The sequence below is a fragment of the Pseudomonas sp. R76 genome (genome assembly GCF_009834565.1).
Taxonomy (GTDB): Bacteria; Pseudomonadota; Gammaproteobacteria; order Pseudomonadales; family Pseudomonadaceae; genus Aquipseudomonas.
Map to the genome: position 1 here is coordinate 4,591,133 of NZ_CP019428.1, position 18,812 is coordinate 4,609,944.

The window sequence follows — 18,812 nt, forward strand, 5'->3', positions numbered from 1 at the left end:
TCCCCTGTTTTTACGTACGGTTCACCCGGAGACTGCCCCATGCTGCCACGCGTTACCGCCCTGATCGCCAGCCTCGGCTTCTGTGCCCTGGCCCACGCCACGCCGACGCATTACCCGCTGACGGTGCAGAACTGCGGCACCACCCAGACCTTTGAGCAGGCGCCCGCGCGCAGCGTGACCATCGGCCAGGCCGCCACCGAGATGCTTTACGCCTTGGGTGTCGGCAACACCGTGGTCGGCACCTCACTGTGGTTCAACAATGTGTTGCCGCCGTTCAAGGCGCAGAACGACCGCATCGAGCGCCTGGCCGACAACGAGCCGAGCTTTGAAGCCGTCATCGCCAAACGCCCGCAACTGGTGGCCGCAGAGCTGGAATGGGTGGTCGGCCCACAAGGCGTGGTCGGCACCCGCGAGCAGTTTCAAGAATTGAACATCCCTACCTACCTGCTGCCCTCCGACTGCGAAGGCAAAGACAACCTGGTGGGCGCCGACGGCACGCGGCTGGAGCCGTTCCGCATCGACACTCTCTATAAGAGCATCAGCCAACTGGCCGAGATCTTCGACGGGCAAGCGCGCGGCCAACAATTGAACGACGAACTCAAGGCGCGCCTGGCCAAGTCCGTCGCCACCGCACAAGGCAAAGGCCTCAAGCAAGCCAGCGCATTGGTGTGGTTCTCCAGCGCCGAAATGGCCAGTGACCCCTACGTGGCCGGCCACAAGGGCATTCCCGAATTCATGCTCCAAACCCTGGGCCTGCACAACGTGGTGCAGTCCGATGAAGAGTGGCCCGCCGTCGGCTGGGAAACCATCGCCAAGGCCAACCCGACCTTCCTGGTGATCGCGCGCATGGACCGCCGCCGCTACCCGGCCGACGACCATGAAAAGAAACTCGCCTTCCTGCGCAGCGACCCGGTGACGCGCAACATGGACGCGGTGAAGAACAACCGCATCATCATTATTGACGCCCTGGCGCTGCAAGCCAGCCTGCGCATGTTCGATGGCCTGGAACAACTGGCCGGCGCCATCGACGGCTACGACCTGCACAAATGACCCGCACCCTACTCGCCCTCGCGCTGCTGTTGCTCGCCGTACTCGCCGGCGTGGCCATCGGCGAAACCGCCATCGAGCCACACGTGGTGTTGCAGGTGCTCGCCAACAAACTGTGGGGCGCCGGTTACGTGCTGGACCCGATCGATGCAGGCGTGGTGTGGAACTACCGCCTGACCCGCGCCCTGGTCGCCGCTGCGTGCGGTGCCGGGCTGGCGACCTGCGGGGTGATTTTGCAGTCGTTGTTGCGCAACCCGTTGGCCGACCCTTACTTGCTGGGCATCAGTGCCGGCGCCTCGACCGGCGCGGTGTTGGTGGCGTTGATCGGTGTGGGCGGCGGGCTGATTTCGCTCTCGGCCGGCGCGTTTGTCGGGGCCATGGCGGCCTTTGCGCTGGTGATTTTGCTGGCGCGCGCCAGCGGTTCCTCCAGCGGCACCGGGCAGATCATCCTGGCGGGCATCGCCGGTTCGCAGTTGTTCAATGCGCTGACCGCGTTCCTGATCACCAAGTCGGCCAGTTCCGAACAGGCGCGCGGCATCCTGTTCTGGCTGCTGGGCAACCTCAGCGGCGTGCGCTGGCCGTCGGTGTGGCTGGCGGTGCCGGTGGCGGTCGCCGGGCTGGCGGTGTGTTTGTGGCACCGGCGTGCGCTGGATGCGTTTACCTTTGGCACCGACTCGGCGGCGTCGCTGGGCATCCCGGTGCGGCGTGTGCAGTTTGTATTGGTGGGCTGCGCGGCGCTGGTGACGGCGGTGATGGTGTCGATTGTCGGCTCTATCGGCTTTGTCGGGCTGGTGATTCCCCACGCCGTGCGCCTGCTGGTCGGCACCGCGCACTCGCGGTTGCTGCCGGCCAGTGCGTTGGGCGGCGCGCTGTTTTTGATTGCCGCCGATGTGCTGTCGCGCACCCTGATCAAAGGCCAAGTGATTCCGGTCGGTGTGGTCACGGCATTGGTGGGCGCGCCGGTGTTTGCATTGATTTTGATTGGCCGGAGGAACGCGCGATGACGGTGCTGAGTTGCACGGGCCTGGGCTTCAAGGTGCGCGACGTCGAGCTGCTACGCGATATTCACCTTGAAGTGCAGTTGGGCGAAACCTTGGGCATCGTCGGCCCGAACGGCTCCGGCAAGTCCACCCTGCTCAAGCTGCTCGCGGGTTTGCGTGCGCCTGCCAGCGGCGAAGTGCGACTCGGCGGCCAGCGCCTGGGCGAGCTGTCGCGCCGCACCATTGCGCAACGGTTGGCGGTGGTGGAGCAGCAAGCCGACACCGACTACGCGATTCGCGTATTCGATGCCGTGGCGCTGGGCCGTACACCGTGGCTGTCGGCGCTGAGCCCGTGGTCCAGCGCAGATGACGCCATCGTCAACCAGGCGCTGCACGATGTGGACGCCACCCACCTGGGCAAACGCGCCTGGCGCAGCCTCTCCGGCGGTGAGCGCCAACGCGTGCACATCGCCCGCGCCCTGGCGCAACGGCCGCAGATTTTGCTACTGGATGAGCCAACCAATCACTTGGATATCCAGCACCAACTGGCAATCTTGAAGGGCGTACAGGCATTGCCGGTGACCACCTTGATCGCCCTGCATGACCTTAACCAGGCGCTGACCTGCGATCGCCTGGCCGTGCTGGATCGCGGGCGTTTGGTGGCGCTGGGCAAGCCGATGGACGTGTTGACACCCAAACGCCTGCAGGACACGTTCGGTGTGCAGGCGCATTACCTGACGGACCCGTTCGATGGTGCGCAGATCCTGCGGCTGCGCTCGAACTGACAAGAAGCCCCTCTCTCTAGAGCCCTTCAGGTACGGTTAATGAAAAAAAATTCATGACCCCTGTAATGTCTTTTGGTGAAGCGACTCAAGGGCAGTACCCCCTTTTGTCATTTTTGGAAGACTTTAATGAACGCGTTAAATCACCGCTGTTTCACCCAGGGCAATTTTGAGTACGCTTTCATGCGTTGGTCCCTGGTGTTGATTTTCTTTCTGTTCGGCTACTCAAAGTGGTTTGCGTATGAAGCAAACGCATTGATTCCAATCATCTCCAACAGCCCCCTCATGTCCTGGATGCACCCCGCTTTTGGTATTCAAGGCGCCAGTTACTTTTTGGGAACAGCTGAGTGGATGATTGGAATCGGCCTGGCACTCGGTGCGTGGATGCCGAGAGTCTCCGTGGCTGCCAGCATGGGCTCGGTGCTGACCTACCTGACCACCCTTACGCTGATCATAACGACACCCGACGGCTGGGAAGCATCAGCGGGAGGTTTTCCTGCAATGGGCGGCGCTACATCGTTTCTGGTGAAGGATATTGTATTACTGGCAGGCTCGATCATTTTGCTCAAGCAGGGCCTGGTCGCAAACTGCAACCGTGCAGCCACTGCTGCGTCCTGACCGAAACCAAGCCTGCGATCGCTCCCGAAAGAAACAGGTGGGTGTGCACCTTGCTTGATGGCGCGCAGATCCCGCGATGACCGCCAGCCTGAAAAGCACCACCATTCAACTGTAGGAGCTGGCTTGCCGGCGATAGCGGTGTGTCAGACAAGTATATTTCACTGATCCACCGCCATCGCTGGCAAGCCAGCTCCTACATAAGGTCTGCGATGTTAGAGACAGCGCTTGCCACATCGGATCGGCCTCGACAGTCAGCGGCATTCCGGTTGTGCCAAGCGTCGGGAACAGCTCGGCGCGGGCCTGAAGTTCGAACTGCCAACACATCAGGATGACGGCACGCAGGCTCATAGCACCTTAATCTGTGTGATCCCCACCACCTGCGCCTGCTGCAGAATCTCTGCAGGTGTCGCATCCGCAGCAGGCAGGATCAACCCGTTCTCCGCATCGCCGAAATGCAATTGCAACAGGTGCATTGCCGCCTCATGCGCCCGCAACTCAGGCTGTTTGAGTTCAAACACATGGGTGCGAGGCTCGTCGTTAAACAGGTAGCTTAGCGTGTATTCGCGCATGGTGGCGTCCTTGTGATGAGAGGGAATCAGCTGTTTAACCTGACCAGTCGATCAATTTTTAAGTTCCCGCGCGCCCAAGTGGATTTCATCTTCCTCACCCAGCGCCCTGGTAGCATTCGCACCGGACACATTCTGAGTCGCCCGCCATGCTACGGATTGCAGCCTGTACCCTTCTCGCCCTGTGTGCCCAACCTGTTCTGGCCGAACAGAGCTTCCCGTGCGGCGACGCCACGGTGACGATCGGCGTCGATGCGACTCTGCCTTTACTGACAACTGAAAGCGCCGAAGTCTTCCTGCGGGTAGAACGAGGCCCGCGTAACACGTTGCTGCGCTATTACGGCATCGACGCCATCGGCGGCACCTGTGACACCAACGCCAACGACGAGCCACGCATCGTCTACCAGGCGGTATGCAGCGGGACGGCCTGCCACGACCTGTCGAATTGGGGCATTATCAACCCCAAGACCTTGCAAGTGCTGCTGATACCTGCAGATGACAGCCTTGAGCCCGCAACGCGGCTGCTCGGGCATCAGCCGGTGCTCAAGGGTGAAAAGCTGAGTGTGAGCCAGGAAGCGCATCGGCTGGGGTTGCCGACGCCTTGATGTGCCAACACATAGCGCAATGTCCTGTTCAACGGCGTTTTTATGAATCAACAGATAATAAGCATGAGGGCTGATTTCGAAGAGGCCCTCGCTGAAATCTCAACGCTTATGTCCAACGCTTACGAAGAGCTTGACCCTGTGCCGGAAGATCACGCGCTTGCTCAGGCTGGGCTTAAAGACGGTAAAACAATCGTCCTCGACTATTTCGATCACAACGAGGCGGGAATAGCGTTCGAACATCTGCTTTACATGATTAACGAACCACCCCTCGTTATTTCTGAACGGTGCGAAGAGACTATTGCCCGGATCGCACAGGCTTTGGGTATGCCGCTCGGTTTAAACACTACTTGAGAACTGTCGTGATTCTGGCGCCAACCCTCCACTTTCTGCACCATTGGCTGACTTCATTCGACGGCATGAAGCCTGCGTGAAGAATAGGGACCCAGAGAGGGCTGAATATGCACGAGCTACCAAGAGCTGACGCGGGTCAGAATGATAAAAAACGCAAACAAATCCAGGCTGCCGTTGCGGCACGAAACCTGGCAAGCGCGGCGAACAATACCAAGTGGAATGAACTGATTAACCGCTTTCGCCAGCGTGAAGGGTGGCGGCCATCTTTTCGATCAAAATCCGTCACAGGTTATATTTCCGAGTGGGATAGCGAGTGGTTTTACCACCTGCCCTTTCCGTTTGCTTACGTCGAATGGTTCGATATCGGCCTGTGGGGAACTGCCCCCGCCAAGGGAATGCTGTACCCAGAAACGCTCATCGACCACACGCAAGAAATATCCCAGGTAGTTGCACACATCGGGTTCGAGTTTGAAGTTCGGGCTGACGTACTCAGAATTTGGGGATACCTCCCAAAGTCCTACGAAGACTTTCCCCCTGAATAGTGGCCAATGATCTGCTGAATGATCCACGTCCTGCTGTAGACCAGCACTTGATTCGCCATCGCCACCGGAAAATGAATAAACCCATGGGCAGATTCCGCTAGCAGGTAGGTTTCAACCTCAGCCACCCCGCCCCATCGCTCAGCGAGCTGCAGCGTGTCATCTTTCAGCGGGTCCAACTCGCCCACAAACATCAACGCCGGTGGCAACCCGCTGAAGTCGCCATACAACGGCGACAACGGCGGCTGCCGCCGTTGTTCGTCACTCAGCCCTGGCGTCAGCATTTGCAACGCCGTGACCATTCCCGGGCCATCGAGCAGCAATGTGTCCGGCCCGGCGGTGCGCACGCTCGGCGTGCCGGCCAAATCATACACGCCGTAATACAACACCGCGCCGCTCACCCGTTCAAGCAAATCCGGCCATTGTTTGAGCGCCAGCAAGGTCGCGGCCGCCAAGTGCCCGCCCGCCGATTCACCGACGATGAACACCGGCAAGCCGGCGAACTCATCGGCACTCAGCAACCAACGTGCCGCCGCCAGGCAGTCGTCCATCAGGCCTTCAATCGGGGTGTCGACCGCCAGCCGATAATCCACCGACACCACCGCCACCTCACAGGCGCGCACCATGCCCAGGTTGAGGTCATCATCCATTTGCGCATTGCCGATCACCCAGCCGCCGCCGTGGATATCCAACACCACGCCCTTGGGCTGGCCTTGCGGCCGCAGGATGCGCACGGGCACTGCGCCCACCTGCCGAGTCTCGGCCACAGGCGCTTTTTTGAGTGTTTGACTGACCCGCAGCAGCGCCTGGATCACACGCGGCGTAACACGGTTGCGGATCTTGAAGCGCGGCAGCCACGCGAGCTTTTTGTTGAACGCGCGCATCTGCGCCAGCTCAGGCGCGCTGGCAGGCCAAGGGGTGTGGGCCATCAACGGTTATTCCGTAAAATCGAAAAATTCAACGCCGCCGCGACACTCAGCCACGCAAGGTAAGGAAACAGGATCAGCCCGGTGATCAGGTCCAGCCGCAGTGTCATCACCACCAGCGCCGCCACCACCAGCCACAGCAGCACGATCACCACCATCCCGGCGAAAAGGCGATGCGCGCCGAAGAACACCGGCGTCCACAGCGTGTTCAAGGCAATCTGCGCCGCCCACAAGCCCAGGGCCAGTTGGCTGCCGGGGATCAGGGTCAAGCGATAGCCCGCCCAGGCGAGCAGCAGATAGATGACCGTCCAGGCCACCGGGAACAGCCAATTGGGCGGCGTGAAGCTGGGTTTGACCAGCGCTTCGTACCATTGGCCCGGTTTGAAAATAATCCCGGTACTGGCGGCCGCGCCGCAGGCGATGAGGAAAATAAGCACGATCATGAGCTGTCCACTGTCAGGTTTATTTCAAGATAGGACGCCTGTAGAACGGGTAAAAGTTCACAAATGATCAGGCGCCACGATCTTCAGCCACGGCCAGCGCGCTTGATAACTCCTGGCCTTGGCCGCAAACAGCTCGGGTTCAGGGTGATAAGGATTGATCCGCAGTACGCCCTGCTCCACATCCGCCAACCCGTATGGCGCGTACACCTCGCCCGTTGCAATCTCCAGCCCGATGCACGTGCCCGCCACCAGGTAACGATCAACACCTTGTTTAGCCGTATGCAATTGTGGGTAAGGCCGGCCGAAGCGCTCGCCGTACCAGAGGTGAACCCGCGCTTGATTCTTGACCTCGACGTTGACGCCCAAGTCTTGAAATAACTGATCGGCCGCGCGGATGACTGCGTCCTCCGCCTCGTAGGACAGGTCTGTGTCGAAGTAAAAAACGTCGTAGTCCTTAACCCCATGGGCGGCGGGAAGGTTCGACTGATGGTTCCACACCGCCTGGAACAGACAGCCCGCCGTGAGCATGCACTGCTCCACGCCGAGATCGGGCAAGCGCGCAGTGATTTCGGCGTTGATGGGATTGGCCATGGCCAGTTCGAGCAGGGTTTTGACGGTCAATGTCATGTTTAATCCTGGGTGATCGGACGTGAACCGGGTTAAGGATAGGCTAACTGAACGCGGTGTAAACCGGCTGCTGTTACACCGGCAAACCCAGCTTTCCAGCCACCACCTTGCCACAGGGGAATGGACCGCAGCGCCTTGCTCCATTGCCTACGCTTACGTCAGAATCCGCCGGCTTGTGTGCTGAGGTGGCCGTCTCTAAGGTTGCACGGTCGCTGAATATCTCAGTGATCGGGTTTAGTAGCCCACGGTTTAACCTAACAAGTGCATAAGCTTCATCTGTCAGGCTTTCGGGTCTGTGCTTGATGGTGGCTGTGCGTAGGGCGCTCTCGGGCGCGCCGGTTTTGTTAGGTTCCACCGGTCTACTAACCTGCGTACAGCTACCGCCTTTTCGTTTAGTAGCGATGAGGTTGTAGCCCAAGCAAGGAACTTAACAATGGCTAACGTCAAACCAGATTCAACCACCCTCTTCACCGTCGTCCCCGACGCCAGCACCGAAACCCTGATCACCAACAGCTACGAAACCTTCGCCTCAGTCAGCACACTCTTGCTCGACCTGGCCGAAGATCTGCGCGGCAAACACCGCGACATTGCACTGGCGATCCACCAACTGAGCGAGCTGGGCGTGCTGCTCACGGCCAAACTCCTCGACCGTGAAGCGCCCTGCCCTGGCTGATGATTAGCCTTTGAGCTCAAACGCGCGATTGCTCGCCGCGTCGTCGTAAGCCACATACAGCGACTCGGCGATCTGGCTTTTGATGGCTTTGGTGGCTTCCAGGCCAAGCACGAAACCTTCTGCCTTTCCGCCAGCGCGATTGAGTTCTTCATGGGTGGCGGCGCCGGTGATGGCGTCAAGCAGCTTGACGGCGTGCGGGCCTACGCCTTTGGGCAGGGAGATTTGGTCGATAGTCATTTTGATACCTGAAAAGAGGAAGATCGGTAGGAACACTGCTGGGGCATGGTAGACCGACACTGAGAGAAAAGGTCAGCTTTCGCCAAATGTAGATTTCAGTATCACCGAGTGACCACGAACCATCCTAGGACCTGAAGAGATCTGTTAAAACAACGTCATTGTCGCCCTTGACGAATATTGAGTTTCGGTATAAAAAGTCCCCGTTCTTTACGCGTTCAAAGCTTGATAGCAGACGCTGTCTTAAGGCTTAGTCGGGCGTTTCGCCAGACTCAAAATCATTGCTTGGTTTTATTCCGCAGACAAGATCTGCGGACCTACACTCGCAAGCTCCCTCCGGTCCGCAGATCTTGTCTGCGGCTGATTCTTGGTAAAGAGCACTCCTTTCGCATGGATCCGCGACAAAAAATTCTTGCTGAGATCAAATTGGAAACCAGTAAGATTTTTTACTCGCGGAAGCCAATAGTGCTTCTCTGTGGTGGCTTCGTCCCAGAGAAACTTCATCCAGACGCACTAGACCCACCCGTCAAGTCACTGCGCGACGCCATTACGCGTCGAGTCATAAATCTCGTTAATCCTCCTTACATTTTCAGACCTGAAGAAATCAAGTCTTGGCAGGACGACGGTGTTTTTAGGAACCTTATGGACTTCGAGTCTGATCTAGCAAGTATTTGCTCACTTGTTGCTATAGTGGTCGAGAGTGAAGGCTCCATCGCTGAACTAGGCGCCTTCTCCCAACTTCCCGACCTGAGAAAAAAGCTTATCGTCATTGTCGCAGAGGATCTCTCCCAAGATAAATCCTTTATAAATCTCGGGATATTACGCTACATAAAAGAAGAGCACGAAACAAGCGTTAAAGTCTACCCATGGCAAATCAAGTACCCTTTAGAAATCTTGCCAGACTTGGTGAACGACGTTATTGAAGACATCCAAATTGAACTTGAAGGTCTAAAAAAAACCCAAGCATTCAATATTCAAAATGATGTACACCTAATGACATTAATTTACGAACTCATAAAAATATTTGTTGCTTTAAAAGAAAGCGAATTACTTGAGTCGCTAAAAAATTTCGGCCGAGAAGTCCATCGAGATGCACTACGCAGGCGACTTTTTCTCTTAGAACAATTCGGACTAATAGAAAAAATCAGCTACAGCGATTCGATTTTCTTTGCATCGCGAGATGACACTTTTCATAGACTGCGACTAGCCACCAGAACTGATGGCGCGGTTGATTTTCTGCGTTCCAGAATAGAATGTTTAGAGCACTATAAAGAAAGCAGCAGCGAACGCAACCGAAATAGAGCCATCCACAAAGCCAAGTTAGGTGGACATTAATGGACATCTATGATTTCCGAAAGCACGTTTCAGAAACATTAGCTATACCATCCCATGACGTCGCTAGGTTAATAGCACGTGCTCCGCATACATATAAAAAGTATGAGATTAAAAAAAAGGATGGGGGGAGCCGCTCAATAGCTCAACCTGCGAAAGAGACGAAAGTAATACAACGCCTCTTGATGGAGGCTTTGTTCTGTGACCTACCCGTGCACGAGTGCGCTGTTGCTTATAAACTTGGGTCAAGCATAAAGAAAAATGCTCAACTGCATCGGCAAAATCAATTCATCTCAAAATTCGACTTTAGTAATTTTTTTGGATCAATCACCGAAAAAGATGTCGCGGCGCACCTTAGACACGTTTTTATCGGAAAAATATCTGAGCAAAGCATTTTAGACATCGCTCGAACTTGTTGCATTAGAAACAGCCTCACTGGAATTTTATGCCTAAGCATTGGAGCACCCAGCTCGCCCATCCTCTCGAATTCAATACTTTACTATTTTGATATAGCAATTCAGACCTGGTGCAACGAAAGAGACATAATATATACACGCTATGCCGACGACATGACCTTCTCAAGCAATGAAAGAGGAGTGACCTCTTTAGTTGAAAAATTCTTAACACACACTCTAAAAAATATAAAATACCCACACCTGATACTTAATGAAAAAAAGACAATACACCTTTCAAAAAAGCATCAACGCCGAATAACTGGACTCGTCGTTTCCAATGATGGCCTAGTATCTCTAGGGCGAGAGAAGAAGCGATTGATTAGCGTAATGATTCACCACTATCTTCTAAAAAAACTAGACCACAAAGACATTCCTATACTGCAAGGCCTTTTAGGATTTGCTCAAGATGCGGAACCCCTGTTCGTCGCTCGAATGCGGGGGAAATATGGCAGCCCTGCAATATCTGAGATAATGCGCGGACGAATAAAAAAATAGATCCCTACAGCAATATATTTTGTGACACCCCGTTTGCCCTTAATCATCTTTCCACAATTCACTTCTTCTTATTTATGTAGCGGATATAAAATTTCTGAGGATCCGAACACGGCCCCTCACTAACCGCCTAGCGGAAGTGGTGAATAGCCTACTTGATAGGCAAGCCTATTCTTCAACACTGCGCACCAACACCCCAAAAAGCTCCCCTCGCGGCATTTCGCTCAGCGCAATCCCCGCATTCTCAAACCACTCCCGCCCCGCTTCCGGATGCGGCCCGCTCAGCACCACCACGCCTTTCTCATAGGTGTAGCGCGCGGCTGCCACATCCCCGTTTCGGTAGGTGGCGATGGCGGTATAAGGCGACGCCCCGTCAGCCTTGGGAAAGTAAGGGCCATCCTGGTAAAACACGCTCTCCGGCTGCCCATCCCACACCACCCGCACTGCCGCATCGTCAATGCCCGACACCTCAAAGCCCGGCCGGCCGGCTTCGGAGTCCAGGTCCTGCGGGATCAAGCCAAGGTTGCTGTCATCGGCAAGATACGCCCCCATGCACAGGCCCAAATAGCGCCCGCCCTTGGCGACATACTCACGAATGGCCTCAGCGCGTGCATCCCCAAGGCTTGCGAGTGCAGCAGGAATATCCTGGCCGCCGCCCGGTTGCACATAGAGGTCATAGCGCGCGAGGTTTTGCGGGGTGATGTCGACCGGTTCATCCGCACCGACAAAGTCGATCTGATAAGCCGGGCTCAGGCGCTGCAAGGCCTTTTTCACGTTCTCGGAACAGTCATTACAGCCGGCCGGGCCTCGGTAGATCGCCACATGGGTGATGGGCGTGGCGGCGTGCGCGAATGATGCTTGCAGCATGGCAAACGCAAGAAACACGGGGGCAATAACGGACAGGTTCATAGTGGTTGGCTCATCAAACAGGGCTGATCCGGAGTTGCCATCCGAAGCCTATATCGAAAGCCGCGCTGAAACTGTTAACAGTTGTAAATCGTCTACGACCGCCTGCTCGAAAGCCCTGCACCCACAACGTGCAGGGCCGACGTGGCTTAAACGGCGGTCAAGTGCACTTCTGTCCTGAGCGCCTCAATCAAGTGGTTCAACATTAAGTAACGCTTGTCTTTCAACTGCGGCCAACGCTCAATAAAAAACTGCCCTTTGTCGTCAATTTGAATTGGCGTGGTAATAATTTCGCTGTCACGGGAGTGGTGAACCAGGTTGGCCTGGGTCGTTGAAGGATGCTCAATCAGGAAGTCGCCGATGTTTCTAAGCCGTGTGCGATCCGGCAGAACGGTAGGGCCGGGTTGACGTAAGCCGACAGTGCCGACTTCCACTTTAAAATCAGTGCGCACCGCCATATCGCCTCGCGCGCCTATGCCTTGATCGATGATTTCCCATGTACTGCGGTGCAGGGCGCGTGCGTTGCCGGGGGCGACATCGCGCACCGTCAGGCTGACTGCATCCTGCAATTGCGCGACGCCCGGAACACCGTTGAACATATCAGCGTGGGCATTCCCCATCAGCGCTACCCATTTATGCGGCCCCACTGCCGCCTGGTCGGCCTTGATCACCTCATTGGCGAAATAGCTGAACAAGGTCTCGCGGCCGTTCAACGCAGACATACCTTTGGCGTGATAACTGGCAGTGCAATCGAGCGCACGTACCCGAATCCCGTATTTATTCGCGGCGTTGATCACATTGGTATAGGTGTTGAGGCCTGAATAACCCGGCATATGGCCGCGGTCTTGCGCGGTCAGATAACGCTTGAGGTTTGCGGGCATATTCGCCGATTTATAAAACTGCTCCAGCTCTGCCTGATGCAGATCGGTGAGCAGGTGTTCCACATACAGCGTCTTGACGCCCTGCTCCTTCAAATACGCCATGTACTTGATCAGAAATGCTTTGCTGGACTGATGTTCATGAGCTTCGGCAACGATAAATCCCCACTTATGCTCATACACTTGCTTGATAAACGCCTGTTCATCGGTGGCCGTTGCAAGGTCGGTGAAGTCGGGTCGTGCCGGTGGCGTGTAAGCGGCAAACACCTCTTTGGCAGCCTTCTCCAGTCGATCACGCGTGTTGCGGAAAGCACCGAACGCTGCGGTGAACGGGCTTCCAGCGCCAGGGCCATAGCTCGTATCAAAGGCGCGTTTGCTATACAGCATCTCTTCCAGTTCGCGCTTAAACGTCGCGGGCAGATCAAACGCACTGTAATGAGACACTGAAGCAGGCACCTGCACCGCCGTTGAAGGGCCGGCTGCCGGTAACGCTTGCGCCGTCGAGGCCAGTGTCAGCCTGTAATCCCCTCGGGCCATTGCGGCGGCAGAAGTATCGGGGAGCACACTCGCTGCCTGGCCCGCCGCCACTTCATCCACGCGCAGCGCGATGACATTCTGCAAATCAGCCAGGCCCGGCACCTCATCAACACTGCCGATACGGTTGTGATCAACCAGGGCAATCCAGCCTTCATCGGGGTCTTTTGTCGCGAGCTTTTTGTGCGAGTAGAAGTTTCGCAGCTTACTGCTGCGCGGCACAAACCGCTCCGCTTCGGAGAGTTCCAGCACGTGTTCCATGTGGTAGGAACTTGAAGCGTCCACGCCTTCGATCGCAACATTGTGCTTGTGCGCCTCAAGCATCAGCTTGCGGTAGGTAAACGGAGCGTCCGCCTCCCAGCCCAGGGCCTTGTCGACCCGCGCCAAGTGTTCTTCGACACGTTTCAAGGCGTGCTCGGTATTGCCCTTGGCCTGCTTATTGATAATTTTAAGCTTGGTGCGAAAAACATCCGCCGGCAGGTTTTCGATGTACACACGCTTGAGCCCTTGCGCAGCCAACGCCTGCATATTTTCGATCAGTAACTGCTTGCTGGCGACGCTGGCGTTGGCTGCACCGATGATCAGCCCCTTTTTGAGTGCAAACAGGCTGGCGAGCACGGTGGCACCGCTTGACTCCGCCGCCAACGCCGGCAAACCTGAACGGTCCGGGCGTGCGGGCGGCGACTTGAAGAACGCCTCGGTATCCTCGACCAGCTGTTTGACCTGGTTGGCATAGCTTTTACGTAGCGGACCCAACTGATCATAGGCCGCACTTTGTGATGCCTGGGCAATCACTTCGTCCGGGCTCTTGCGCCAAAAACCCGTATCGAGTGCCACTCTGAAGTTTCTGCCTTGCTCGGCGGGTATCTCGTAGCCGGCCAGGGTCTGTTCAACCTCTTCCTGAAGTACCTGGTACTGCTTGCGCCCTCCACCCACGACGCCTGAACGTACCCAGCGGCCGTCGACCTGTTGATTGACCAGACGCGAGGTTGAACGCATGTGCCCGGTCAGCCCGTCATAGCGATACAACACATGACGGCCCATGGCATCCGCCGTGGTCTTTACCCAAAACTCACCGCCGTCGAACAGCACGGGTTGCATATCGCCAGGAATACTCAAGGCCGGTGCTTTGAGCAACTGGGCCTGTTCTGCCGTTTTAGTCACCGTTCTGATCGACAGCGTGTTAAGCGGGCCTTTCAGCGCGGGGCGGAAGTCGAACACTGCAGCACCGCCCACATTGGCCATGTAGCCGATGAAGTGTTGCAAGGCCCCACCCGTGTCGCCTTGGTGGTAGGCATTAATGGCAAGCATGGCGTCCTTGAAGGCGAGCAGGCCGCCCAGGCCCAGGCTCAACACCGGAAAAGGAATGGTGGCGATGGCGGTGACCAGCTCAACGCAGGTCCAGACAATGCCCATGATCATGTCGGTTCGGTTGACCGTGGTGGCCGCCACGTCATCTATTTTGCGCTGCAATACCATGTTGTAGAGCTCATGGCGCAGGTCGGCCACGGGCGGAACATGGGCGATCGGGTCATGGCGTGCGGGGCTTGGGGTTGTACGATCAATCGTCTCGGGCAAGCCCTTGCGGGCAGCCTCCAGGAAGCTCGCGATCCGGGTCTTGGCTTTGACCGCCACCCTGGCAAGCAGATACTCCGACACACCATCGACTTTTTTCAGCCAGTGGTTGAACAGCTTCGCCTCACGCATGGCGATGCCATCGGGTGCATCGGGGCTGTACAGCAGCACAGGGTTGTCCGCATGGCTGAACAGGTAATTGCCGATGACCCATTCGCCATCCAGCATCAGCCGATGGACCTTGTAGGTGTTACGGGTCGCCACCGTCGTATCACCAAGGCTGTCGATAGCGCGCTCCAGCCACGCCAGATCGACTTGGGCGATATGCCCGCGCAGGCAGCATTCCAACGCCGCGTGTTTCATCTGCAACTGGTTGATCACCAAGGTGACGTCGCGCCGTTTGGAGTAACCAGGGCTGGTTGCGCTCTGCAGCTTGGCGCGAACTTCATCGATGTAGGCCTGGCCGATCCACACACCGGTCACCGAGCGCGCAACGTTCTGCGGCGTCAGGCGGCTCAGGTCAACCCCGCTCGGCCCGCTGAAGGTGGCTGAGGTGGAGAACTTGGGGTCGATAAAGCCGACGTTATCCTGATAGCCGTCTCGGTACAGCTGGGTATAGGTGATGGGCGCCGGCATGCCGCCCAACAGTGGCCAAGGCGCCGACACATACACCGTGTCCGGGTCGATATCATTCTGGCTACGGCCCAGCAGTGTGTTCAGGCTGAGCTTGGCCTTCTGGTGCACAAAGTCGTTGAAAGGCGTGATGGCTGAATGCAAATCCCGATCAAATTTATACGTGCGCAGGGCGCCCGCCGCGTCATCGACAAGGCTGGTCAGCCGAGTGCGATCCGCCGCCGAGGCAGAGCGATACCACAACGGCGTGGTGTATTCGTAGTCGTCCACCGCCACGCTTTGCGAATGCGCCACCATGGCGTCCAGGCACGCCGCGTGGGAGCACAAAGGGCCGAACGTCACCTCCTCATGTTCCAGAACATCGGGCCTGAAGCTCAGCCCGGCGAGGAACGTGCGCATTTTCGGACGAAAACGCAGCGGGCATTGCTCCAGCAGGTAGTCGCTCATGCTCCGGCCACTGTATCGGGTGTTGTCATCCGCCCAGCCCACGATGTGCGCCTGGCATTCGCGCTCGCTGGTGAATGCAATAAACGGCTGCTCGCGCGGGCTTTCGGGGGTGCACAACAGCAAGCGCAGGGTGTGGCCGTCGGCATCGTTCTCACGTAATAACCACAGGTCTTTGAGCTGCGCGCCATGCAGCATCACGGTCTGCGCGTGCAGGTGCTGGTTTGTGCCCGCGCGCAGGTCTTCGAACCGCTGATAGCCGGTCTCGGTCAAGTCACCTAGCAACCTGGCAACATAGGCGAGCAACACCAGGCGATGATCGAACAGGTCACGGGCAGCCTGCTTGAGTTCAGGCCAGCCCTGCACTTCTTTTTGCAACGCGGCAAAATCCAGGCGCGGTTGCAGGCCCGACGAGTGAAGCATATCCACCAGGCCCTGCGCATTCAGCTCGGCATGCCGACCTCGCAGCGCCTCGCCCGCATAGCGCACGGTGGTGCGGGTCAGAAAGTACGAGCCGGGCAGCTCATCGCCGGTGTGCAACCCCGAATAGGTCAACTGCGTCAGGTTGCGCTTGCGCGTATAGGTGCCGACGTTGGGCACGTGGTTTTGCGTGACGATCTCCAGCAGTTGCGGGTCCAGGTCGTACAGTTCCAGCACTTCGTCCAGGTACTCGGTCACCTGGTAACTCGCCAAGGCTTGGGGCGAAGCGGCCGGCCCCAACAGATCGACAAAGCTCTCGCGGGCCTGGTTGTAGGTGTGGATCAAACCACTCAGGGTGGCCTGACGGGTCGAGTCAGCGTTGCGATACCAATCCGGCAAGCTGTTGTACAGGCTGCGTTCCAGCAACTGTTGCTGCCTGAAAGCCAGGCGCAAGGACAAGTCCGGGAGCGCCGCATTCACCGCGTTTTCGAGTGCCGACTGCAGCAACCGTGCATCGTGCAGCGGGTTGTCGACCAGGCTCAAGGCGTGGTCGATGTCCTGGCGGCGCTTGTCGAGCAGCGCGTTGTAGGTGTGCTCGAACAGGGGTTTGCCTTCAATCGGCAGCAATTGCAGGGGCCAGATACCGGCGACCTCCAGCGCCTGGTAACGCACCGGCAAATGGCCGCTGAACTCTTCGCGACCCGCAGGCAGCGCCAGCAGTGTCTTGAGGCCCTGATCGAGCTCGGCCAACGATTCAAAGGCTTCCAGGCCTCGATTGGGGGTAAACAACAGCACCTGGCCCAGATCCTCACCCGACGTCAGATTATCCACGCGGGGCGTGGCTTTGCGCGTGAGCACGAAGGCCCCCGCAAACGCCACGGTCTGGCCCTGGTAACTGAAATTGAGCGAGTACATGCCCGGCCTGAAGGTCGGGCCTTTGGCGCAGTCTTCAATCATGCGTTGTTCGTCGGCAGACAGCAGGTAATCACGCACATCCAGCCTGGCCTGTTGCTCCAGCGCGCCAACGCCGGCCGCCAAGGTGATATAGCTTTTGCGACCCTGGCCGCCCACGGTGCTGGTTTCGTCCAGGTTTTGCAGCTGGGTATTCAGCTCGTCCTTGAGCGTGGTCAGCAGCGCCTTGCCGGAATCCTGGGTGAGGTCTGCCTGAGTCAAGGCGCTGAACAACGCCCGTGACTGGTTCACAAACCGCTGGTTGGCCTCGATCAGGGTGCTGTTCAGCGTTTCCAGCGTGACAAGTTCGGCTGGCAATACCACGGGAAGCTGGGTTTGGGCGCGCAGATCAGGGGCGATCTCAAGTAAATGTGTGCGAATGTCCTGAAACGTCGGTAAGTCTTGAAGGGTACTCGGCGTGCTCATTGGCACTGTCCTCATGCTGATGAAATGAACCCTCAGCTTGAGGCGCGGCCCGGGTGCGTCGGCGGTAATTATTCAAGCCACCGCAATGGCATTGCATTCAAACCGCACATGGGGATTACTGTACGCCGAGCCCTGTTTCGAGACCGCCCGCCATGTTTGAACTCTCCGCCCTCGTCACCTACGTCGCTGTGGTGATCGGTCTGTTCCTGATCCCTGGCCCCTCGGTGTTGCTGGTGCTTACCCGCACCGTGCAGGGCGGACGCAAGGTCGGCATCGCCACCGGCCTGGGCGTGGCGACCGGCGATCTGATCCACACGCTCTGCGCGGCATTGGGTTTGTCGGCGATCCTGATGACCTCGGCAGCGGCGTTTAACGCGGTGAAGTGGGTGGGCGCGGCGTATCTGATTTACCTGGGCGTGCGGGCGTTCATGGCTAAAACCGGCACCCACACACGGCTTGCGTTGCCCGCCGTCACACCGCGCCAGGCGTTTTTCCAGGCAGTGGGGGCAGAGGCGCTGAACCCGAAAACCGCGATCTTTTTCCTGGCCTTCCTGCCGCAATTCGTCCACCCGCAATCCGGCTCATCGCTGGTTCAGTTCGCGGTGCTGGGCTTGATCTTTTCGGGGTTGAGTGCGGTGTATACCAGTTTGCTGGCCATCGCTATCCGGTCGTTGAGCCGAGGGCTCAAAGGGCTTTCGAGATTGCGTAGGTGGGAAGGCAAAATCATCGGCACGCTGTTTATGGGGCTGGGCGTGAAAGTCGCCTTCCAGCAGCGTTAGTCAGCGCGATGACAGGGCCAGGGCCCCGATTCTCACTACGGAGTAACTCCCTGACCCGCCCGCCCAACACGTCCACCGCAAAGGGTTTGGTCGATGGGTTTGGTGGGGTAGAAAGGTTCGAATACGTGGGTGCAGCCTGTTAATCTGCGGCGTTTACACGCCAGGGAACCTCCAATGTCATTCACCAAACGCGACAGCGCCCGACTCGAGCGTCGCCTGGTCACAGCCCTCACCAACGCTTGCGAAACCGCTAAGGCAGAAATCCCAGGCTTCGATTGGCTGACCCACACCGTCGACTACGCCGCCTTTCCTCAAAGCCTGCGGGTGACCTGGGTGTTTGATACCCGTGCCAACAAGGACCACGCCCTGGCAACCGGCGCCGACCAGCGTATGCGTGAGCTGACTGCCGCTGCGTTGCAGGACGCCGAAGTGGCGCCGGTAAATATGGATCGCTGCGTGCGCTTCGACTCTGAGCAAGACTGCACCGCCCAGCATGGCGGCGATTGGCGACGGCGATTAGGCTGATGCCACTTCAAGTCCAGCCAGCTCCCTGCGTGGATGTGCAGTGTTTGCCTGGAAGCCACCGCGTAACTACT

20 protein-coding genes are annotated in these 18,812 nt (G+C 57.7%); 12 read left to right on the top strand and 8 right to left on the bottom strand.

The window, feature by feature from the left end:
- Positions 1-39: 39 nt before the first annotated feature.
- From PspR76_RS20575 to PspR76_RS20590, 4 genes are all read left to right on the top strand, one after another.
- Entirely contained in the window at positions 40-1,050 is a 1,011-nt protein-coding gene (locus tag PspR76_RS20575; protein WP_159958230.1) for an ABC transporter substrate-binding protein, read from the top strand.
- The gene (locus PspR76_RS20580) at positions 1,047-2,051 is read left to right on the top strand and encodes a FecCD family ABC transporter permease (protein WP_159958232.1); all 1,005 of its coding nucleotides are present in this window, start codon (positions 1,047-1,049) and stop codon (positions 2,049-2,051) included. The genes PspR76_RS20575 and PspR76_RS20580 overlap by 4 nt, the downstream gene beginning before the upstream one ends.
- Positions 2,048-2,812: an ABC transporter ATP-binding protein gene (locus PspR76_RS20585; protein ID WP_159958234.1), complete on the top strand. Its 765-nt coding sequence runs from the start codon at positions 2,048-2,050 to the stop codon at positions 2,810-2,812. Before PspR76_RS20580 ends, PspR76_RS20585 begins: the two co-directional genes overlap by 4 nt.
- 126 nt (positions 2,813-2,938) lie before the next feature.
- Positions 2,939-3,427, top strand: a complete 489-nt coding sequence (locus PspR76_RS20590) for a YkgB family protein (RefSeq protein WP_159958236.1) — start codon at positions 2,939-2,941, stop codon at positions 3,425-3,427.
- A 105-nt stretch (positions 3,428-3,532) separates the two neighbouring features.
- On the opposite strand, the gene PspR76_RS20595 is transcribed toward PspR76_RS20590, so the two are convergent.
- Together PspR76_RS20595 and PspR76_RS20600 are read right to left on the bottom strand one after the other, a co-directional pair.
- Positions 3,533-3,775: a hypothetical protein gene (locus tag PspR76_RS20595; protein ID WP_159958238.1), complete on the bottom strand. Its 243-nt coding sequence runs from the start codon at positions 3,773-3,775 to the stop codon at positions 3,533-3,535.
- Positions 3,772-3,996: a hypothetical protein gene (locus PspR76_RS20600; protein ID WP_159958240.1), complete on the bottom strand. Its 225-nt coding sequence runs from the start codon at positions 3,994-3,996 to the stop codon at positions 3,772-3,774. The genes PspR76_RS20595 and PspR76_RS20600 overlap by 4 nt, the downstream gene beginning before the upstream one ends.
- A gap of 146 nt (positions 3,997-4,142) precedes the next feature.
- Here PspR76_RS20600 and PspR76_RS20605 point away from each other — a divergent pair, with 146 nt between their 5' ends.
- From PspR76_RS20605 to PspR76_RS20615, 3 genes are all read left to right on the top strand, one after another.
- Positions 4,143-4,598, top strand: coding sequence for a hypothetical protein (locus tag PspR76_RS20605; protein ID WP_159958242.1), 456 nt, complete (start codon positions 4,143-4,145; stop codon positions 4,596-4,598).
- A gap of 42 nt (positions 4,599-4,640) precedes the next feature.
- A complete protein-coding gene (locus PspR76_RS20610; protein ID WP_159958244.1) occupies positions 4,641-4,949 on the top strand; it encodes a MafI family immunity protein in 309 nt (102 codons plus the stop codon).
- Between the two features lie 107 nt (positions 4,950-5,056).
- The gene (locus tag PspR76_RS20615; protein ID WP_159958246.1) at positions 5,057-5,491 is read left to right on the top strand and encodes a DUF6678 family protein; all 435 of its coding nucleotides are present in this window, start codon (positions 5,057-5,059) and stop codon (positions 5,489-5,491) included.
- On the opposite strand, the gene PspR76_RS20620 is transcribed toward PspR76_RS20615, so the two are convergent.
- From PspR76_RS20620 to PspR76_RS20630, 3 genes are read right to left on the bottom strand one after another with little or no spacing between them, the layout of a single operon-like run.
- A complete protein-coding gene (locus PspR76_RS20620; RefSeq protein ID WP_159958248.1) occupies positions 5,467-6,417 on the bottom strand; it encodes an alpha/beta hydrolase in 951 nt (316 codons plus the stop codon). The two genes, PspR76_RS20615 and PspR76_RS20620, sit on opposite strands and share 25 nt — an antisense overlap.
- Complete coding sequence (gene tspO / locus PspR76_RS20625) at positions 6,417-6,857, bottom strand: tryptophan-rich sensory protein TspO (RefSeq protein ID WP_159958250.1); 441 nt, start codon at positions 6,855-6,857, stop codon at positions 6,417-6,419. Before tspO ends, PspR76_RS20620 begins: the two co-directional genes overlap by 1 nt.
- 57 nt (positions 6,858-6,914) lie before the next feature.
- Positions 6,915-7,484, bottom strand: a complete 570-nt coding sequence (locus tag PspR76_RS20630; protein ID WP_159958252.1) for a nucleotidyltransferase family protein — start codon at positions 7,482-7,484, stop codon at positions 6,915-6,917.
- Between the two features lie 433 nt (positions 7,485-7,917).
- Between PspR76_RS20630 and PspR76_RS20635 the strand changes: the two genes are divergently transcribed.
- A complete protein-coding gene (locus tag PspR76_RS20635; RefSeq protein ID WP_159958254.1) occupies positions 7,918-8,157 on the top strand; it encodes a DUF6124 family protein in 240 nt (79 codons plus the stop codon).
- Between the two features lie 3 nt (positions 8,158-8,160).
- On the opposite strand, the gene PspR76_RS20640 is transcribed toward PspR76_RS20635, so the two are convergent.
- Entirely contained in the window at positions 8,161-8,394 is a 234-nt protein-coding gene (locus PspR76_RS20640; protein ID WP_159958256.1) for a hypothetical protein, read from the bottom strand.
- Between the two features lie 387 nt (positions 8,395-8,781).
- Here PspR76_RS20640 and PspR76_RS20645 point away from each other — a divergent pair, with 387 nt between their 5' ends.
- Entirely contained in the window at positions 8,782-9,726 is a 945-nt protein-coding gene (locus PspR76_RS20645; protein ID WP_159958258.1) for a retron St85 family effector protein, read from the top strand.
- Positions 9,726-10,673, top strand: a complete 948-nt coding sequence (locus PspR76_RS20650) for a retron St85 family RNA-directed DNA polymerase (RefSeq protein WP_159958260.1) — start codon at positions 9,726-9,728, stop codon at positions 10,671-10,673. Before PspR76_RS20645 ends, PspR76_RS20650 begins: the two co-directional genes overlap by 1 nt.
- 165 nt (positions 10,674-10,838) lie before the next feature.
- On the opposite strand, the gene PspR76_RS20655 is transcribed toward PspR76_RS20650, so the two are convergent.
- Both PspR76_RS20655 and PspR76_RS20660 read right to left on the bottom strand, forming a co-directional pair.
- Positions 10,839-11,579, bottom strand: coding sequence for a BPL-N domain-containing protein (locus tag PspR76_RS20655; protein ID WP_159958262.1), 741 nt, complete (start codon positions 11,577-11,579; stop codon positions 10,839-10,841).
- A 146-nt stretch (positions 11,580-11,725) separates the two neighbouring features.
- Positions 11,726-17,437 carry a membrane-targeted effector domain-containing toxin gene (locus PspR76_RS20660; RefSeq protein ID WP_159958264.1) on the bottom strand — a complete coding sequence of 1,904 codons (5,712 nt, stop codon included), beginning with the start codon at positions 17,435-17,437 and terminating at the stop codon, positions 11,726-11,728.
- Positions 17,438-17,589: 152 nt separating this feature from the next.
- On the opposite strand from PspR76_RS20660, the gene PspR76_RS20665 reads away from it, so the two are divergent.
- Positions 17,590-18,216, top strand: coding sequence for a LysE family translocator (locus PspR76_RS20665; RefSeq protein ID WP_159958266.1), 627 nt, complete (start codon positions 17,590-17,592; stop codon positions 18,214-18,216).
- Positions 18,217-18,390: 174 nt separating this feature from the next.
- Complete coding sequence (locus tag PspR76_RS20670) at positions 18,391-18,741, top strand: hypothetical protein (RefSeq protein WP_159958268.1); 351 nt, start codon at positions 18,391-18,393, stop codon at positions 18,739-18,741.
- Positions 18,742-18,812 lie beyond the last annotated feature (71 nt).